Here is a 15,689-nt window from a genome sequence, read left to right on the forward strand (position 1 = left end):
TGCTCTTTTTCGCCCATTTTTTGTCTTTTTTTCTTTCCATAGCTATGCTATGCAACTCAAAAAAGCCTTCAAATGGTCATAAAATTTCTAATTTTCGCTTGAACGCGAAAAGTTTAAACCACTTCTATAGCCCAACCCCATGCATGGCGCATCAAACTATCGAATAACTTCTTTGTGCCCCCTCGTAAAGATGTTCCATTTAAGTCCAACAATTTTTTTACTTAGTTACTTTTTAAAGATTGAACGTACTGCGCTCTAACAACTGTATTAGACTAACTGGATAAGGCTCTTTTTTCGACCCGAACAATAACCGATTTGCTAATTGGTGTATTACTATGATCCGCAAAGTGGTTGTAGGGGATGATCATATTGGTTTCTGGAAAATAGGCGGCAATATTCCCTTTTGGAATATCATAAGGGACTATAAGGAATTGTTCCGCCACTCTTCTCGTTTCGTCATAATTGCTGCTTAAATCCACCACTTCCAGTTTTTCTAAATTTTGAGTTTTCATGTCAGCTTCGTTCATAAAGATAATCCTACGTTCGTTATGCACGCCGCGATACCGATCGTCTAGTCCGTATATGGTAGTGTTGAATTGGTCATGCGAGCGAATGGTCATTAATAACAATTCATTATCTTTCATTTTATGCTCTGCTACCTTGCATACACTAAACTGGGCTTTACCATTGGACAGTTTGCTGAAATCCAGTTTCCGTACGTTATTGGGAAGGTAAAAACCGCTTCCTTTTGATTTTTCCGTAACGGCTTCAAATCCGCTTATGGTGGCAGCGATTTTGTCTCGGATAGCATTATAATCGTATCCTAAGGATTCCCAATCTACCGGATGGTTTCCTTTAAAATACCCCTCCGCTATGCCAGCAACAATTTCCGGTTCGCTCTTAAGCTGGTCGGATTTTGGAGTTAACACCCCTTTTGTGCGATGTACTTTTCCCATACTGTTTTCAACCGTTAAAAACCGTTGGGTTCCATTTTTAACATCTTTTTCCGATCTACCCAATGTGGGCAGTATCAAAGCTGTTTTGCCGGTTACGAGGTGACTACGGTTCAATTTGGTACTGATCTGAACCGTTAGGGTACAGTTTTTTAGGGCATCCGCGGTATATTGCGTGTCCGCAACTGCTGAGACAAAATTCCCGCCAAGCGCAACAAAAACCTTGGCCTTTCCTTCGTGCATGGCCTGTATGGCATGTACGGTATCCAAGCCTTCTTCCGTTGGAGGGTTAAAACCGAATACTTTTTCCAGGCTCTGGTTCAATGCTGTGGATACATGGTGCATAATACCTACCGTACGATCTCCTTGTACATTACTGTGTCCACGAACGGGACAAGTTCCTGCCCCTGGTTTTCCTAAGCTTCCCTTTAGAAGGAGCAGGTTTACACATTCCTTAATATTGGCAACTCCGTTTTTATGTTGTGTAAGTCCCATGGCCCAGCAAATTATGATTTTGCCTTTACCGGCCAAAAGGTCCACCGTTTGGTCGATCAAATCTTCTCTGATACCACAAAGTTCCAGTAATCGGCTTTCGTTATGCTCCTTTAAATCGGTTAAAAAAGATTCGTAGCCTTCGGTATACGTGTTTATGAACTCGTGATCAAAAACTTTTTCTCCCTTGGCGTCACGAACCGCCAATTTTTTCATTAGCAGTTTAAGCAGTGCTACATCTTGATTGATTTTAACCTGTAAATGAATGTCGGTCAGGGACGTGCCCTTTAGCATCCCGCTAACAGATTGCGGGTCTTTAAACCGAATGAGGCCGGCTTCCGCCAAGGGATTTATACTAATAATCTTCCCTCCGTTCTTTTTACAGGCCTCTAGTGCCGATAGCATTCTAGGATGATTGGTGCCTGGATTCTGTCCCATCACCATTACTACTTCAGCTTCGTGTAAGTCTTCCAAGGTAACCGAACCTTTACCTATGCCTAGGGTTTCCGAGAGTCCAACGCCACTGCTTTCATGGCACATATTGGAACAGTCCGGCATGTTGTTGGTGCCAAAGGCGCGTACAAAGAGGCCATATAAAAAGGCTGCTTCGTTACTGGATCTGCCAGAGGTGTAAAATATACCTTCATCAGGATGGTCAAGTAGGTGTAACTCGTCTGCGATGAGTTCAAAAGCAGCATCCCAGGATATGGGTTCATAATGAATGCTATCCGGTCTTAACACCATAGGGCTCGTAAGTCTTCCGCTTTTTCCAATTTTAAAATCGGACCACGTGGAGATTTCTTCTACGCTGAATTTTTTGAAAAAATCGGCATCTGCTTTTTCGTAGGTGGCCTCCTCGGCCAATGCTTTTGCTCCATTCTCGCAATATTCCCCTAGTTTGGAAGGTTCTTCAGGGTCTGGCCAGGCACATCCTGGGCAATCAAATCCTTCTTTCTGGTTCATTTTGGAAAGGGTCTTTAATGCCTCCAAACCACCCATCTCCTTGAAGCTGTGCTCTAGTGCTACCTTAATTCCCGGTAGTCCCGCCGCATAGGTTTTTGGGTCTGTAAGTTGTAAACCTGTGAAGTTTATGGTGCCCGTTAGGGATATATTTCGTTTTACTGTTTTGGCCATGCTTGGATTCGTGAAAGTCTTTGACCCAAGATATTAATAATGTGACGAAATTGGAATATTACCAAGAAATATATTTTGGTCTGACTACGCTATATGTGGTAGGTTATTTGCTAGTTAATGTTACCGAAGGTAACGTACGATAAAAATAAAATATAGCAAATTTGGCGTGGTTGCCAGCGGTAGGATTACAAATGCTTTGCCTTCTTATTTACCAAGAACGTCAGCGCGTTCTTCAATTTGTGTCGCTTGGATTGACGCTGCAGGTAAATTTTCAATAGTAGGCCTATCTTCTTTAACTTTTTGAAGTAGCGCGTTTTCTGTTATTACAAACTCTGATACAAGATCATGCTCTTTGCTACAAGAACTTAGTAGGATTACGATAAGGATTAAAAAAAAAGAAAAATTGGTTTTGAGTAGTTTGTATACGTGCATTACTATTGAAATATCTATATCGTTACTTAGCGGTTGCTAAAAATATAGTAGAAAATTGATTTTCAGACGAAACGCTATATTTTTTCGATGAAATGCACATTTAAGTTTTCAAATCAGTTTGTTAATAACTTTTTACCAGTAGTGTTGACTCATAAAAAATCCCTTCTATCATCACCTATTAGGGTTCCCCCGAATCTAATATGATAATTTTCAAGAAGGGATGATTACAAGACTATGCTATTAAGTTTTTAGCGCTGATATTTAAAATTTCCCTTCATCCAGCGCTATTAAAATAAAACCGAACTATTTGTTTATCACATTCAGAGACAATGATGGGTCTGTCGTGTAGCTCTGCACAAATTACTTTTGTTTGTATGTTGTTTTAACTTTTTTATTGGCACCGCCAAAGGGTATAATACCCCGATGCTTGCCTAGAAATTAAAGGTTCGTTTCTTTCGAATGCCTCGCGGGCTTGCCCCGAGGTTGTTTACTGGGTATAAATGTAATACGATAAGATGGTGCAAAAAATACCTGCTAGTAGGTATTTTTTGCATAAATCGGTAGCCTTGATGCATGAGGCCTATCGTTGTTTTAATGGAACACATACGAATTTAGTTAGTATCACGGGCTTCTTCTAGGTAAGATATGTTCTAGGTTCTGTTTTTAATAATTTGATGCGTTGGTCTTTTAATCCCGCAGGTGTAACGAAAAAAAGCCACCCGAAGGTGGTTTTAGAAGTGGAGCCGGAGACGACCGCAGCGTTAGGAAAATGTCTAGTAGACCTTTTTAGCGAAGGTGCGAGCTGATGCGCTGGCCTTCGAATCCCGCAGGTGTAACGAGAAAAACCACCCGAAGGTGGTTTTAGAAGTGGAGCCGGAGGGATTCGAACCCTCGTCCAAACAAGCAACGCCAGTGCTTTCTACATGTTTAGTTTCCGCTTAATTTTCGACGCAGGCCCGGCCGGAAACGGCCTAACAAACGCTTAGCTTTTGAAGTTTTAGTGTTATTGCCAAAGCGAACAACAACCTTATGTTGACTTTTCTGGTGCTCCTAAATAGGTCGCCATCAACAAGGGCTACCCAGGAACATCTCGCTTCCCTACCTGGTAGGGACGAGGCTAAATCCTACTATAATTCAGATTAAGCGGCAAGAGCGTAATTATTTTCGCCAATTAAAAGTGTGAAATATGAGATTAACGAGCTGTATCCCAGCGCTCGACATGCTTACAATGCCATTGGTCTCGCTGTCAAAACCAGTCGGCCCCAATATGTAAAAGAACTAAACCTTAAGATGTATTTTAAGGTTGGGCGTTCCCCTTTTTTACAAAAGGGTCGGGCTTTCGGCTATACATGGTATTTGCCTCTATCCCTAACGCGGGCAGCAAAGCTAACAAAAACTTGCGAACCTATGCAGAACCCACTACATTTAGGTCAAAATTTATACCAAAAGACCATACATGAAGTTCGGAATCATAAGAGAGCGCAAAAATCCCCCAGATCGCAGGGTGGTGCTATCGCCAGGGGCATGTCAAAAAGTCCTGTCTACCCATAAGGATGCCCAAATAATCGTAGAACCTTCGCCCATACGTACATTTTCAGATGCCGATTATGAGACAGCCGGGCTCACCGTAGCCCCAAAAATGGAAGAATGTGATGTTCTGTTAGGGGTAAAAGAAGTGCCTGTAAAGCATCTAATTGCTAATAAAAAGTACTTTTTCTTCTCACATACCATTAAAAAACAACCGTATAATCGAGATTTGTTGCAGGCCGTACTGGCTAAAAATATCGAGTTGTACGATCATGAGGTGATCACCAACGAGAAAGAACAACGTTTGGTAGCCTTTGGTAGGTATGCGGGTATCGTAGGGGCGTATAATGGCTTTAGGGCCTACGGATTAAAATACAACAGTTTTGCATTGCCCAAAGCAGAGGAACTAACGGACCAACAGGAACTAATTTCAGAGTTAAAACAACTAAAACTCCCCAATATCAAGGTTTTATTGACGGGACGAGGAAGAGTGGGCAACGGCGCTAGGGAAATGCTGGACGGTATGGGTATGCGCCGTGTAAACGTAACCGAGTATTTGGAAGAAGATTTTAAAGAGCCGGTCTATTGCCAGATAGACGCTTCGGAATACAACAAACGTAAAGACGGTGTACGTGGAAACAAGGCCGACTTTTTTGCGAATCCTCAAGAGTACAAATCAAACTTTTTCCGTTTTGCCAAGGTGACCGATTTCTACATCGCAGGTCATTTTTACGGCCAAGGTGCACCTTATCTGTATACTCGGGAAGACGCCAAACATCCCGAGTTTAAAATAAAAGTAGTTGCCGATATCAGTTGCGATATCGATGGCCCTGTAGCAACCACCATAAAACCTTCGACCATTGCCGACCCTATTTACGGTTACGACCCGGTATCTGAATCCGAGACCGATTTTGCCGATCCCAATGCCATCGCCGTCATGGCGGTGGATAATCTTCCTTGTGAATTGCCAAGGGATGCCAGTGTTGGTTTTGGGGATGCTTTTTTAAAGAATGTAATTCCTGCCTTCTTTAATGGGGATAAAAACGGAGTCCTGCACAGAGCAAGGATGACCCAAAACGGAAAACTGACAGAGCGCTACAGCTATCTTCAAGATTATGTAGATGGGAAGGAGTAATTTGTTTACAAGTAATAAGGGGTTTATAATAGCAAGAGACAACAATCAAGAAATGGTAAAGGTTTGTTTGTTCTTTTTTATTTTTATCATCGGTGTACACGAAATTAAAACGTAGCACCAATCACTAGTGACAAACACCCAATTGCCACCGGTATATTAATAAGCATGAACAACATGGCTTTTAGCAGGAACATACGTTTAGGGATGTTCGCGATGATTAGAATACTGCAGATTAGAAAATAAAAGCTGTTTAGCGACACAATGCCTCCTACTATTTTCATAAAGAAAACCATGGTGTCGTTACTTGGTGTATAAAGAAAATAACTTGCCGTTAGGTGTCCGCCAATAAGTGCGGAAAACAAGGTAATCGCAATGGCTCCTTTACTCAGTTGTTGTGAGGTATTTTCGGATAGTATCATTGTTCTAATTTTATAAAGGTGCTTTCGTACACGACTTGCATTAAATAAGAGGGGCATGTTATATTGAGCGCTCCTGACGTTCTTGGGGAATAACGAATAAAACCTTAAGTTTTCTTTCCCGTTGGCAGGCAGGTGCGCTCAGACTGACATTATAATCCTTTACCGTACCCACTAACAACCGGAACCCCAATCAATTTTACGCGAAGCGAACATTACGAGTCCTAGAATACAGAATAGGCCAATACTACCAACTAAAAGCGAATAACTTTCCAACTGAATGATTACAAAAATAAACGCGTATAGCGTGGTGAGCGACCCAAAGATCAGTAGTACAAACTTTTTGATCTTTAAAATGCTTTTGGAATACAGCGTAATTAAACCGATTACCGCGGTACTGGCAATCGCGTACGCTTTTAGAAAATTCTGATGTTCCGATATGGAGATGAGCAAGGTGTAGAACATCAACAGGGCTATACCTATCATTAAATATTGAAATGCGTGAATGTTGATTTTACTAATGGTCTGTATCAGGAAGAAAACCAAAAACGTTAAGGCAATGACCAAATACCCATATTTTGTGGAACGTTCGCTTTTTTGATATTCATCCACAGGCACAAAAAGTTCCGTTCCAAAGGAGAATTCCTTAAGATCGGGTAGGGTGCCAAAAAAGGATTGCTCAAACTGTCTGTTTATTTGTAAGATGTTCCAATTGGCAACAAAACCATCTTCTGAAACGCTTTTTTCACCATCTTCTTCGGGGAGGAAACTACCGGTAAAACTAGGGTCTGCCCAGTTACTGGTCATGTGTAGTTTGGTCTGTTTGCCCACAGGAACAAATCGGATTTTGGAACTCCCGTTTATCGTAATGGCCGTGTTGAAGGCGATTGGCTGTGAGATAGGAAGTGCGCTTTTGTCCAAAAACGGACTTTCCAACTCGTGCATAGGTACGAAACCTGCCAGATAGGACTGATCATGCTGGTCCTTATATCTGGGTAAAAAAGAGGTGGTGGCCGTTCCCAATTGCATTTCTATCTGATTTTTTATGCCTTTAAGATTGGAACTCCTTATGAGGATGGTAGCTTTTTCCCAAACCACATCTTCAGGTAGTACATCTTTCTGTTTAAAATCGGGAATACCAAAACTACCTTCAATAGCCATTTTACTTGAAAAAACAGATGTTTCATAGATTCCTCTTTCCTTTTTAATAGCGTCCACATGGGCATCAATGTTTAAGTTATCGGGCAAAAAATAGGCGTAGTTGGTATGCGCTACCCGTTTTGTAATTCCTTTTTTTGTTTCGGTATCGTAGGTGGTGGATTCCGTGTAGGTCTTATACGGAACTTTTAACACTGGCCCCATGAGCAACACTTCCGTTCCCCATAAATTCCCTACCTCCGAAACAACTTCCTCTTGCCGCTCCGAGCGTTCTTTGATGAGTTCCTTAATGTACACAAGTGGTATCAACAAGACCAAAATAAGAAAGCCTACCATGAGCATTCTAGCGGTGATACTTGTTCTGATCCAGTGTCCAAATCCTTTGTTCTTTTTTATTGTTTCCATATTTACGTATTTAAAAGTACTTTGAAATTCAAAGTAAAATGATAAAAAAATTATGTTTGTTGTCGTATTAAGTTTTCAAGTGCTTCAATATGTTTTTGAAAGGCTAACTTCCCCTCTTTGGTAATGCTATATTTTGTATTCGGTTTTTTGCCGATAAAGGATTTTTCGATACGTATATAATTGGCCTTTTCCAGGGTTTTGGTATGGCTGGCCAAGTTGCCGTCCGTAACGTCCAAAAGCTCTTTTAATCGCGTAAAATCTACCTGGTCGTTCACTATTAAAATCGACATCATTCCCAACCGGATGCGGTGGTCAAATAACTTATTGATGTTGTCTATTAACCCCATGCTAGGCTTTTTCCTCTTTAAAATAGATAAGGCTACCGTAGATAATATGAAATACGCCAAAACCTAGAATCCAAAACCAAAAGCCGTAACCGGGTAGCGCGGCACATATCAACCCTAAAATTAGTTCTGCATAGCCCAAATATTGGATGTTACTTATGGTATATTTAGAGGCATTGATCAACGCCAGTCCGTAAAAAATAAGCATAAGGGAGCCTGTGAGTCCGTAATGCTGACTGCTCAGTTTTATCAGAATATAAATGCCTCCGGCAACCAAGGGCACCAAAAAACTTACGAGCAATCGTTTGGTCGTAGCATCCCAAATTTTTTCCTTGTTTTTCTTTGCTTTTTTAGAGGTCAATAGAAATGCGGTAATCACACTCAGAGCAGCTACGGCGATGAGAATACCTAGGATGATTTTAAAATTCCAACTGTGCAAGGTCAGGAATTCTCCGTTTTTAGGGAGTAGAAATACGTAAGTAATCGTGGCTCCGGCAAGTGCATAAAGCCCGGCCATAATTCCGGATAGTCCGCTTAGCGAAATAAAACGGGAAGAACGACTCATTAAATCCTTAATGCTCGAAAGGTCGTCCAGATATTTTTTTGAATCCATTTAAAAGTACTTTGAAATTCAAAGTTAAATTAAATTTTTCAATTTTGTATCGTTTGATGTAAAAAAGTTCAGGGCTTACTTTTCAACGGGAATACTCCACTGGATAACCGGAGATACCTTTGGTGCGGTAAAAGTACCTATGGCCTTTAACTTTAGATCGATGCTCTGTTTTACCGCTATTGTTTTAATACGAAGGGTATAGGAGCCCATTGCCGGAATTTCAAAAACTGGGGAACTGCTGTAAAAACTAAAGTCCATTTCGTTTTGAAAAAGCAGGGGACTGCTCGATACGTTTTCCAGTTCTACTTCAAGAATTTGTGTTTTGTTGATGTATTTGGCAGATTTAACCTCAATACTGGCTCTGATCAACGGATTTAAAAACTCGGCCTTTCCTACCAATAGGTCATTGTAAACGGCAACCGTTCTTCCTGCAAATAAGGCTTCCTGCATACTCTCGATACTTCTTTCTTTGGCAAAAACCAAGGTAATGGGCCGTTGCTTCCCTTTTTCGGTATAGTCCCAATCTATGAGTCCGTGAATATCACTTGTGCCCATAATGGTCAAGTTTTGTTCCAAGGCCAAGGCGAGCGATTCTTCGGCATAATCCACCGAGTTGATGACCTCGATACCGTGCAATTCCCCTTTTTTAATGCGTTCCTTTTGGAAATCGCTCAATATGGGATTGCCCTTTGGATTTTGGGCATGCCAGGCAGGGTGGTTCCAGAATACAAAGGCATTTTGTTTCTTAGCTTCTGAAAAGGCTTTTTCGGCCTTTTCTACCAGTAGCGAATTTGCATCTTTTATAAATACGGCATTGCTATGACCTACAGGTTCGGAACGCGTAATTTCCGAGCCATGAATGATCAATAAGTCATGGTCTTTTGCCTCCTGTAGGGCTATATCATAGGAGCGATTACGGTTTGGATGTGGAATATCGTCCAAATGCGGTTGGTATTCCAAGTGTTCCGTAAGGGAAATGGCATCCAGATTTTCGCGTAACGCTTCTTGAACCCGAATGTTGGGCCATACCTTCCCGTCCGAAAAAACAGTATGAATGTGCAAATCTGTTTTTAAAGTTTGATATCCTTCTATATTTGGATAATTAAAGGGCTGTGCTCCAGCGTGACTATGGTCTTGAGCTTGTAGCGTTAGTGATGTAAAAATGGCTAAGGCAAAAAGATAGGTTTTCATCTGTTCGGTTTTATTGTTTTTCATAGGTCAGATGTAATTCGCCAATAATCAATTCGTATGTCATCAAGAATCGTTATGGCTCCGTTCGTGAGCTGTGCTTTTCTTCAAATATAATCGATTAGCTGCTATAATGTACATGCAATGGCTCCGTAAATAAAACGTAGCAGAAAATAAGCCATGGCTTCTCGGACCTGCTTGCAGTTTATATATAAGCCGCACCCGAACTTCGCAAAGGCGACTTTCCGCCAACCATCCAAACTTTTGTTTTAGCAAGGACTTAGTTATAATTAAGTTGCAATGTTAGGCAACGTTTTTATTTTCGTAATGCTTTATTTTGTTCAGTTCGGATGCTTTCGATTTCTTTTCTTCTTCGATATCATAATCATCTTGAAGTCCGAGCCAGAACTTTGCCGAATTCCCAAAATATTTACTCAACCGTAAAGCTGTGTCCGCAGTAATTCTGCGATTTCCTTTTACAATTTCCGAAATTCGTGTTTGTGGAATTTTCAAGTCTTTGGAAAGTCGGTATGCGGTGATTTCCAATGGCTCAAGAAATTCGTAATTCAAGATTTCTCCTGGGTGTACATTTGCTAACTTTTCCATTTTTCTTTTTTTAGTGATAATCGATTATTTCTACCTGACTTGCATTTCCAGTATCCCAAATAAAAATAATTCTCCATTGTTTGTTTATTCGAATACTATAAAAATTGTTCAATTTTCCAGTCAGTTTTTCAAGTCGGTTAGCGGGCGGAATTCTTAAATCGGCAATGTTTTGTGAGTTATTCAACATTCTTAATTTCCGACGTCCTAGGTTCTGAATTTCAATCGGCATTTTTTTGACTCGGATTCCGTTCCAAATCTGTTCGGTTTCTTTTGAGCCAAATGAAACAATCATAGTCTTGTTTTACGTTACTAACGTTAAAGGTAGGTATAAGTATTGTTTTTTCCAAATGTAGTCTAACGCTTTAAGAAATAGTACATTGTAGTGCAAGCTAGCACCGTTTCAAATGAACCCTGCCGAAAATTACATACTAAATCAACCTGAACCTTTTAGGAATATGTTGATGCACTTACAAGCTGTCATAGAACGCACGGTTCCCAATGCTCAATTAAAATTTAAATGGAAAATACCTTGTTATTATCTAAAGGATAGCCCGTTTTGTTATTTAAACGTTCCGGCTAAAAAGGGATATGTAGATGTGGGCTTCTGGCGTTCTGCGCACATAACAAAGCACGCTGATAAAATGACGACGAAAGGCAGAAAAATGATCAAATCCCTTCGGTACACCTGTTTGGAAGAAATAGATGAAACGGTGTTGAAGGAAATTTTGCTAGATGCATACGCTGTAAGGGATAAAAAGTTTTGGAGTTAAGAAAGTGACGAGTAATTAGGGTTCTGAACAACAGCGCTGTTCTGGATTTAATTTTTCGTGCCTTAAAATCAATCGAACCGACATCTTAGGTTGCTCTTCATTACAGAAAATAGATGTTATTCTATATATCCTTTTTCCTTGTATAAGTCGATATATTGCTTGCTAAGGGCATCCGAATCCCGGTACTTTTCCCGTATCTCGGCGAGCTTCATTTTTAGTTCTTTTACGATTTCTTGATACTCGGGAGCTTCATAGACATTGTTGGTTTCGGTAGCATCTTTTTCCAAGTCGTACAATTCCCACTGGTCTACGTCATAATAAAAATGCATCAGTTTGTATTTTTTAGTCGCAATGCCATAATGTCTTTTTACGGTATGTTCCGCAGGGTATTCATAATAATGATAATACACGGCATCCCTGGTCCAACTATCCTTTTCCCCTTTAAAGAGGGATAGGAGGCTTTCGCCCTGCATATCATCTGGTGCATCAATGCCTGCCGCTTCTAAAAATGTCTGTGCAAAATCCAAGTTCTGGACCAATTCGTCTTCCGTGGTATTGGGGGTAATGATATTGGGCCAGCGGATCAACAAGGGGGTTTTAAAGGATTCGTTGTACATAAACCGCTTATCGAACCAGCCGTGTTCCCCAAGGTAAAATCCTTGATCGGAAGTATAAACGACCAGGGTGTTTTCCGTAAGGTTTTCGGCATCCAGGTAATCCAATAATCGGCCTACATTTTCGTCAACGCTGGCAATGGTTCCCAAATAATCCTGTAGGTAGCGTTGAAACTTCCAAACCGTAAGGGTACTGTCGTTCATCTGCGGAAATTGTTCCGTAAAATCCCTGGCTATGGGGTCATAGACCGCATCCCAGGCCGCCCGTTGTTCAGGGTTCATTCTGTCCACGCCGCCAGAGCCCAAGCGTTCCGAAATGCCCATCGCGTCCAAAACTGTTTTCGGTACTTTAAGGTCGTACCGCAGTAACATATCTTTTAGGATGCCCATTTCGGCCGTTTTCGCTGCCTCGCCTCGTGTCTCGTAATTATCGAACAGGGTTTTAGGTAGGGGATAGGTGTTCTTTGTGAATTCAGGGTAATGCCGTGCTGCCGGTAGCCAACTGCGATGCGGAGCCTTGTGCAGGTACATCAATAAAAAGGGTTTTGTGGTATCGCGCCGTTTTTCCATCCAATCCAGCGTAAGGTCGGTTGTAATATCGGTTACATAGCCTGTGATCGTAGTATCTCCCGTAGCGGTAATGAATCTGGGATTGTAATAATCGCCCTGCCCCGGTAAGATCTTAAATTCATCAAAACCTTTGGGATTGTTGCCAAAATGCAGTTTTCCGAACATGGCGGTCTGGTAGCCTCCTTTTTGGAGCAGCATCGGGAACGTGACATTGGTGGTGTCGAACGGACTCAAATTGTCAATCTTTCCATTGACATGGCTATGTTTTCCCGTTAGGATGACCGCTCTGGATGGCGCACAGATAGAATTGGTGACCGATGCATTGGTAAACAACATTCCTTCATGTGCCAAGCGATCAATGTTCGGTGTGCTGATCAAGGTAGTATCGTACGCGCTTATGGCCTGGTAGGCATGGTCGTCCGACATGATAAAGATGATATTGGGGCGTTTTTCCTTTTTTTCGGGAGCAGGTTCGCTACAAGAAAACAGGAGCACGATAGCTATAATGGCTACGTGAATTGGGAGTGATTTTTTCATCGTGTTGGCCTCTTTGGAATTTTTTCTTTGCTTAAAGACTGTTGATGGTTGTTTGTATGGCTACCAAATCGGTCAATAATTTTTCAAGCAGGCTCAAATCTAGCATATTCGCGCCATCGCTTTTTGCGTTCGCGGGGTCAAAATGGGTCTCTATGAAAAGTCCGTCAACTCCCGCTGCAATCCCTGCCCTGGCCATGGTGCCGATAAGTGCCGGCCTGCCGCCCGTAACCCCGGAGGATTGGTTCGGTTGTTGCAAGGAGTGGGTAACGTCCAACACAACGGGCGCAAATTGTTTCATGGTAGGCACTCCCCTAAAATCAACGATCATATCTTGATAGCCGAACATGGTACCGCGATCGGTAATGATGGCCTGTTCATTTCCTGTTTCGGTAATTTTCGTCACCGCATGTTGCATACTTTCCGGACTCATAAATTGTCCTTTTTTTATGTTTACGGTTTTTCCAGTTTTGGCTGCGGCTACCAATAGATCGGTCTGCCGTGCCAAGAACGCAGGAATTTGTAGAACATCAACATATTCCGCTGCCATGGCCGCATCTTGTTCTGTATGAATATCTGTTACTGTTGGGACTTTAAACGTTTCCGATACCTTACGCAGTATTTTAAGCGCTTTCTCATCGCCTATCCCCGTAAACGAATCCAAACGGCTACGATTCGCTTTTTTAAAACTCCCTTTAAAAACATAAGGAATTTTTAGTTTGTCTGTAATGGTAACTACATGTTCCGCAATGCGTAAGGCCATATCCTCCCCTTCTATGGCACAAGGGCCACAGAGTAGAAAAAAGGTGTTGGAATCGGTATATTTTAGTTGTGGGATTCGAGAAAGGTTCATATTGGCTATATTTTAAGATAGCAAAGATACTATTTTAAGCTTCTTTCTGTTGTATAGGGGTACTATTGTAAGAAACCCAAAACTACAAATGATACCCCTAAGAAACCTATGCCTGGTGGTGCTGCTCTTGATTGTAAACCATGCAATGGCCCAGTTTGGCAAAAACTGTGAGCTTCGCCAGTTTAAGGTGAACCTTATAAATCCGGGGTTGGAATATGAAATGGCCCTAGGCGTGAATACGACATTGGATCTAAAGGCAGGCCTGCAGGTGGCTCTTGATCCATTGCTCCCGGACGTGTATGAAGAATTGGCAATTTTTCCGGCCATAGCTGCACAATACCGATACTACTATAATTTTGATTCCCGCCAACGTAACAGAAGAACTATTTACGGGAATTCCGCCAATTACATCGCGCCGGCGGTCGCGGCATTTTTCCCTGATACCCGTACCATAAACAATGAAATCGTAAAAGGCGCCTTTGGGTATGCCGGAGTTGTAACCGGACTGCAACGAAGCTATGATTCCGGATTCAATTTTTCGGTAGATGCAGGAGCGGCCTATTATACAGGTGATTTTGATGGATCCATTTATCCGGTAGTAAATCTAAGCATCGGGTGGATTTTTAGTGAGAAGCGCTGGTGTGTGGGGAGATAAGTTAGTTGGTAGTTGGTAGAGGGTAGCTTGTAGTGGGTAGTTGCTAGTAAAAAGAAATAGAGGGTAGAAGGAGTTTCTGGTTGGTGTATTTGGCTTTACACCTGCACTAACGGATTGGCACATAGTTGCAATATCCTTAGCTACTTTTCCAAACGTCATTACGAGGAGGCACGACGAAGTAATCTGTGGAATTGATGCACGATGCACGATGCACGATGTAACGATAGTATTGTTTCACTTGATTTTAAACCTCCTATGTCGGGCAGGCTTGCACTTGAGTTGGATATTTGAATTTGACATTTGTATTTGTTTTCAAGCGGATGCTATGGGATTTTCGTATACTTACGGTAACCGCAGTTGATTCCCAAAACGTCTTTACGAAGAGGCACGACGAAGTAATCTGTTGAATCGATGCAAGATGCTCGATGTCACGATAGTATTGTTTCACTTGAACTTGTAATTTGAACTCATAAAATTTCTATAAAACAGCAGTTGGTCTTTTCTTGATCCTTTACTTTTAATGGGAATAAAATTTTTGAAAATGACCAAAACCGCCTTCCTATTCCTTTGTATTTCAAGTTTTTTTATTGCCCAGCTTCAATCGCAGCGTATCTCTGAAAAAGGAGTTGGTATCGTGAATTTAGAACGTCATCAATTCGCATTTGGGACCGGGTTTAGATACGAGATAGGCTTGTTTAGAAATGTAAGTGCTTCTACAAGTTTGGCACCGGCTCTGGCGATGTATAGCGAAGGTTATACTTTTGGTTTGGCATGGAACATTAGAATGCGGTACTATCATAACTTTCAAGAGCGACTGGATATCAATAAGAATGTAGTTGGTAATTCGGCAAATTATATAGGTCCGGCAAGGAGCGCCTTTTTTGGCGGACTCCAATTGGCTAATAATTTTGATGCACCCAATGGTTTTGATAAGGAATTTTTTGGAGGTGTTTATGGTATCCAAAGAACGTATAGAAGTGGATTTAATTTTAATGCGGAAATAGGCGTCGGCTATTATAGATCGGAGTTTTTGCCAAGTGGTTACGGAGGCCTTTTTAGTTTTATGGTAGGTTGGGTTCCCATGAAAAAGAAGGCGCGCACCCCCGTTTTTGATTAAGTTTCATTTATGGTGCATCAGGGTAATTCTGCTTACCGCTTATTGGGTTTTGGTAAGACTTTTTCTTTACCTCTAATCTATTATTTAATGGCCTATTTAAAAGGATAGAAAATTACGGGATACCAATGTAAAATCGATTACTTTTTTCATCACATTTGCACGCATTTTTAAAC

The 15,689-nt window shown here is 41.4% G+C and carries 14 protein-coding genes and 1 other RNA gene; 4 read left to right on the forward strand and 11 right to left on the reverse strand.

Annotated elements, in window-relative coordinates; genetic code table 11:
- Nucleotides 1-272 precede the first annotated feature (272 nt).
- The gene (locus tag ACFQZJ_RS04735; protein WP_379932670.1) at nucleotides 273-2,579 is read right to left on the reverse strand and encodes an FdhF/YdeP family oxidoreductase; all 2,307 of its coding nucleotides are present in this window, start codon (nucleotides 2,577-2,579) and stop codon (nucleotides 273-275) included.
- Between the two features lie 1,297 nt (nucleotides 2,580-3,876).
- Nucleotides 3,877-4,275: a transfer-messenger RNA gene (gene ssrA / locus ACFQZJ_RS04740) on the reverse strand.
- Nucleotides 4,276-4,467: 192 nt separating this feature from the next.
- Here ssrA and ACFQZJ_RS04745 point away from each other — a divergent pair.
- Nucleotides 4,468-5,673, forward strand: a complete 1,206-nt coding sequence (locus tag ACFQZJ_RS04745) for an NAD(P)-dependent oxidoreductase (RefSeq protein WP_379932672.1) — start codon at nucleotides 4,468-4,470, stop codon at nucleotides 5,671-5,673.
- Nucleotides 5,674-5,777: 104 nt separating this feature from the next.
- On the opposite strand, the gene ACFQZJ_RS04750 is transcribed toward ACFQZJ_RS04745, so the two are convergent.
- The 7 genes from ACFQZJ_RS04750 to ACFQZJ_RS04780 form a co-directional block, all read right to left on the reverse strand.
- On the reverse strand, nucleotides 5,778-6,092 hold the full coding sequence (locus ACFQZJ_RS04750; RefSeq protein WP_379932674.1) for a hypothetical protein: 315 nt from the start codon (nucleotides 6,090-6,092) through the stop codon (nucleotides 5,778-5,780).
- A gap of 171 nt (nucleotides 6,093-6,263) precedes the next feature.
- A complete protein-coding gene (gene creD, locus ACFQZJ_RS04755; protein ID WP_379932675.1) occupies nucleotides 6,264-7,652 on the reverse strand; it encodes a cell envelope integrity protein CreD in 1,389 nt (462 codons plus the stop codon).
- A 50-nt stretch (nucleotides 7,653-7,702) separates the two neighbouring features.
- Nucleotides 7,703-7,999: a winged helix-turn-helix domain-containing protein gene (locus tag ACFQZJ_RS04760; protein ID WP_379932677.1), complete on the reverse strand. Its 297-nt coding sequence runs from the start codon at nucleotides 7,997-7,999 to the stop codon at nucleotides 7,703-7,705.
- Nucleotide 8,000: 1 nt separating this feature from the next.
- Nucleotides 8,001-8,609 carry a hypothetical protein gene (locus ACFQZJ_RS04765; protein WP_379932678.1) on the reverse strand — a complete coding sequence of 203 codons (609 nt, stop codon included), beginning with the start codon at nucleotides 8,607-8,609 and terminating at the stop codon, nucleotides 8,001-8,003.
- A 75-nt stretch (nucleotides 8,610-8,684) separates the two neighbouring features.
- Complete coding sequence (locus ACFQZJ_RS04770; RefSeq protein WP_379932679.1) at nucleotides 8,685-9,824, reverse strand: Sb-PDE family phosphodiesterase; 1,140 nt, start codon at nucleotides 9,822-9,824, stop codon at nucleotides 8,685-8,687.
- 276 nt (nucleotides 9,825-10,100) lie between these two features.
- Nucleotides 10,101-10,403 carry a HigA family addiction module antitoxin gene (locus ACFQZJ_RS04775; protein WP_379932681.1) on the reverse strand — a complete coding sequence of 101 codons (303 nt, stop codon included), beginning with the start codon at nucleotides 10,401-10,403 and terminating at the stop codon, nucleotides 10,101-10,103.
- A 10-nt stretch (nucleotides 10,404-10,413) separates the two neighbouring features.
- Nucleotides 10,414-10,695 carry a type II toxin-antitoxin system RelE/ParE family toxin gene (locus ACFQZJ_RS04780; protein ID WP_379932682.1) on the reverse strand — a complete coding sequence of 94 codons (282 nt, stop codon included), beginning with the start codon at nucleotides 10,693-10,695 and terminating at the stop codon, nucleotides 10,414-10,416.
- 112 nt (nucleotides 10,696-10,807) lie between these two features.
- Here ACFQZJ_RS04780 and ACFQZJ_RS04785 point away from each other — a divergent pair, with 112 nt between their 5' ends.
- Nucleotides 10,808-11,173 (forward strand): DUF1801 domain-containing protein, encoded by a 366-nt coding sequence (locus ACFQZJ_RS04785; protein WP_379932683.1) that lies wholly within the window; start codon nucleotides 10,808-10,810, stop codon nucleotides 11,171-11,173.
- Nucleotides 11,174-11,289: 116 nt separating this feature from the next.
- Here ACFQZJ_RS04785 and ACFQZJ_RS04790 read toward each other — a convergent pair whose 3' ends face one another.
- Both ACFQZJ_RS04790 and kdsA read right to left on the reverse strand, forming a co-directional pair.
- Nucleotides 11,290-12,894 (reverse strand): sulfatase family protein, encoded by a 1,605-nt coding sequence (locus ACFQZJ_RS04790; RefSeq protein WP_379932685.1) that lies wholly within the window; start codon nucleotides 12,892-12,894, stop codon nucleotides 11,290-11,292.
- 31 nt (nucleotides 12,895-12,925) lie between these two features.
- Nucleotides 12,926-13,744, reverse strand: coding sequence for a 3-deoxy-8-phosphooctulonate synthase (kdsA, locus tag ACFQZJ_RS04795; RefSeq protein WP_379932686.1), 819 nt, complete (start codon nucleotides 13,742-13,744; stop codon nucleotides 12,926-12,928).
- Between the two features lie 88 nt (nucleotides 13,745-13,832).
- Here kdsA and ACFQZJ_RS04800 point away from each other — a divergent pair, with 88 nt between their 5' ends.
- Both ACFQZJ_RS04800 and ACFQZJ_RS04805 read left to right on the forward strand, forming a co-directional pair.
- Nucleotides 13,833-14,399 carry a hypothetical protein gene (locus tag ACFQZJ_RS04800; protein ID WP_379932687.1) on the forward strand — a complete coding sequence of 189 codons (567 nt, stop codon included), beginning with the start codon at nucleotides 13,833-13,835 and terminating at the stop codon, nucleotides 14,397-14,399.
- A 541-nt stretch (nucleotides 14,400-14,940) separates the two neighbouring features.
- Nucleotides 14,941-15,516 carry a hypothetical protein gene (locus ACFQZJ_RS04805; protein ID WP_379932688.1) on the forward strand — a complete coding sequence of 192 codons (576 nt, stop codon included), beginning with the start codon at nucleotides 14,941-14,943 and terminating at the stop codon, nucleotides 15,514-15,516.
- Nucleotides 15,517-15,689 lie beyond the last annotated feature (173 nt).

The sequence above is a fragment of the Maribacter chungangensis genome, from assembly GCF_042676845.1.
Taxonomy (GTDB): Bacteria; Bacteroidota; Bacteroidia; order Flavobacteriales; family Flavobacteriaceae; genus Maribacter; species Maribacter chungangensis.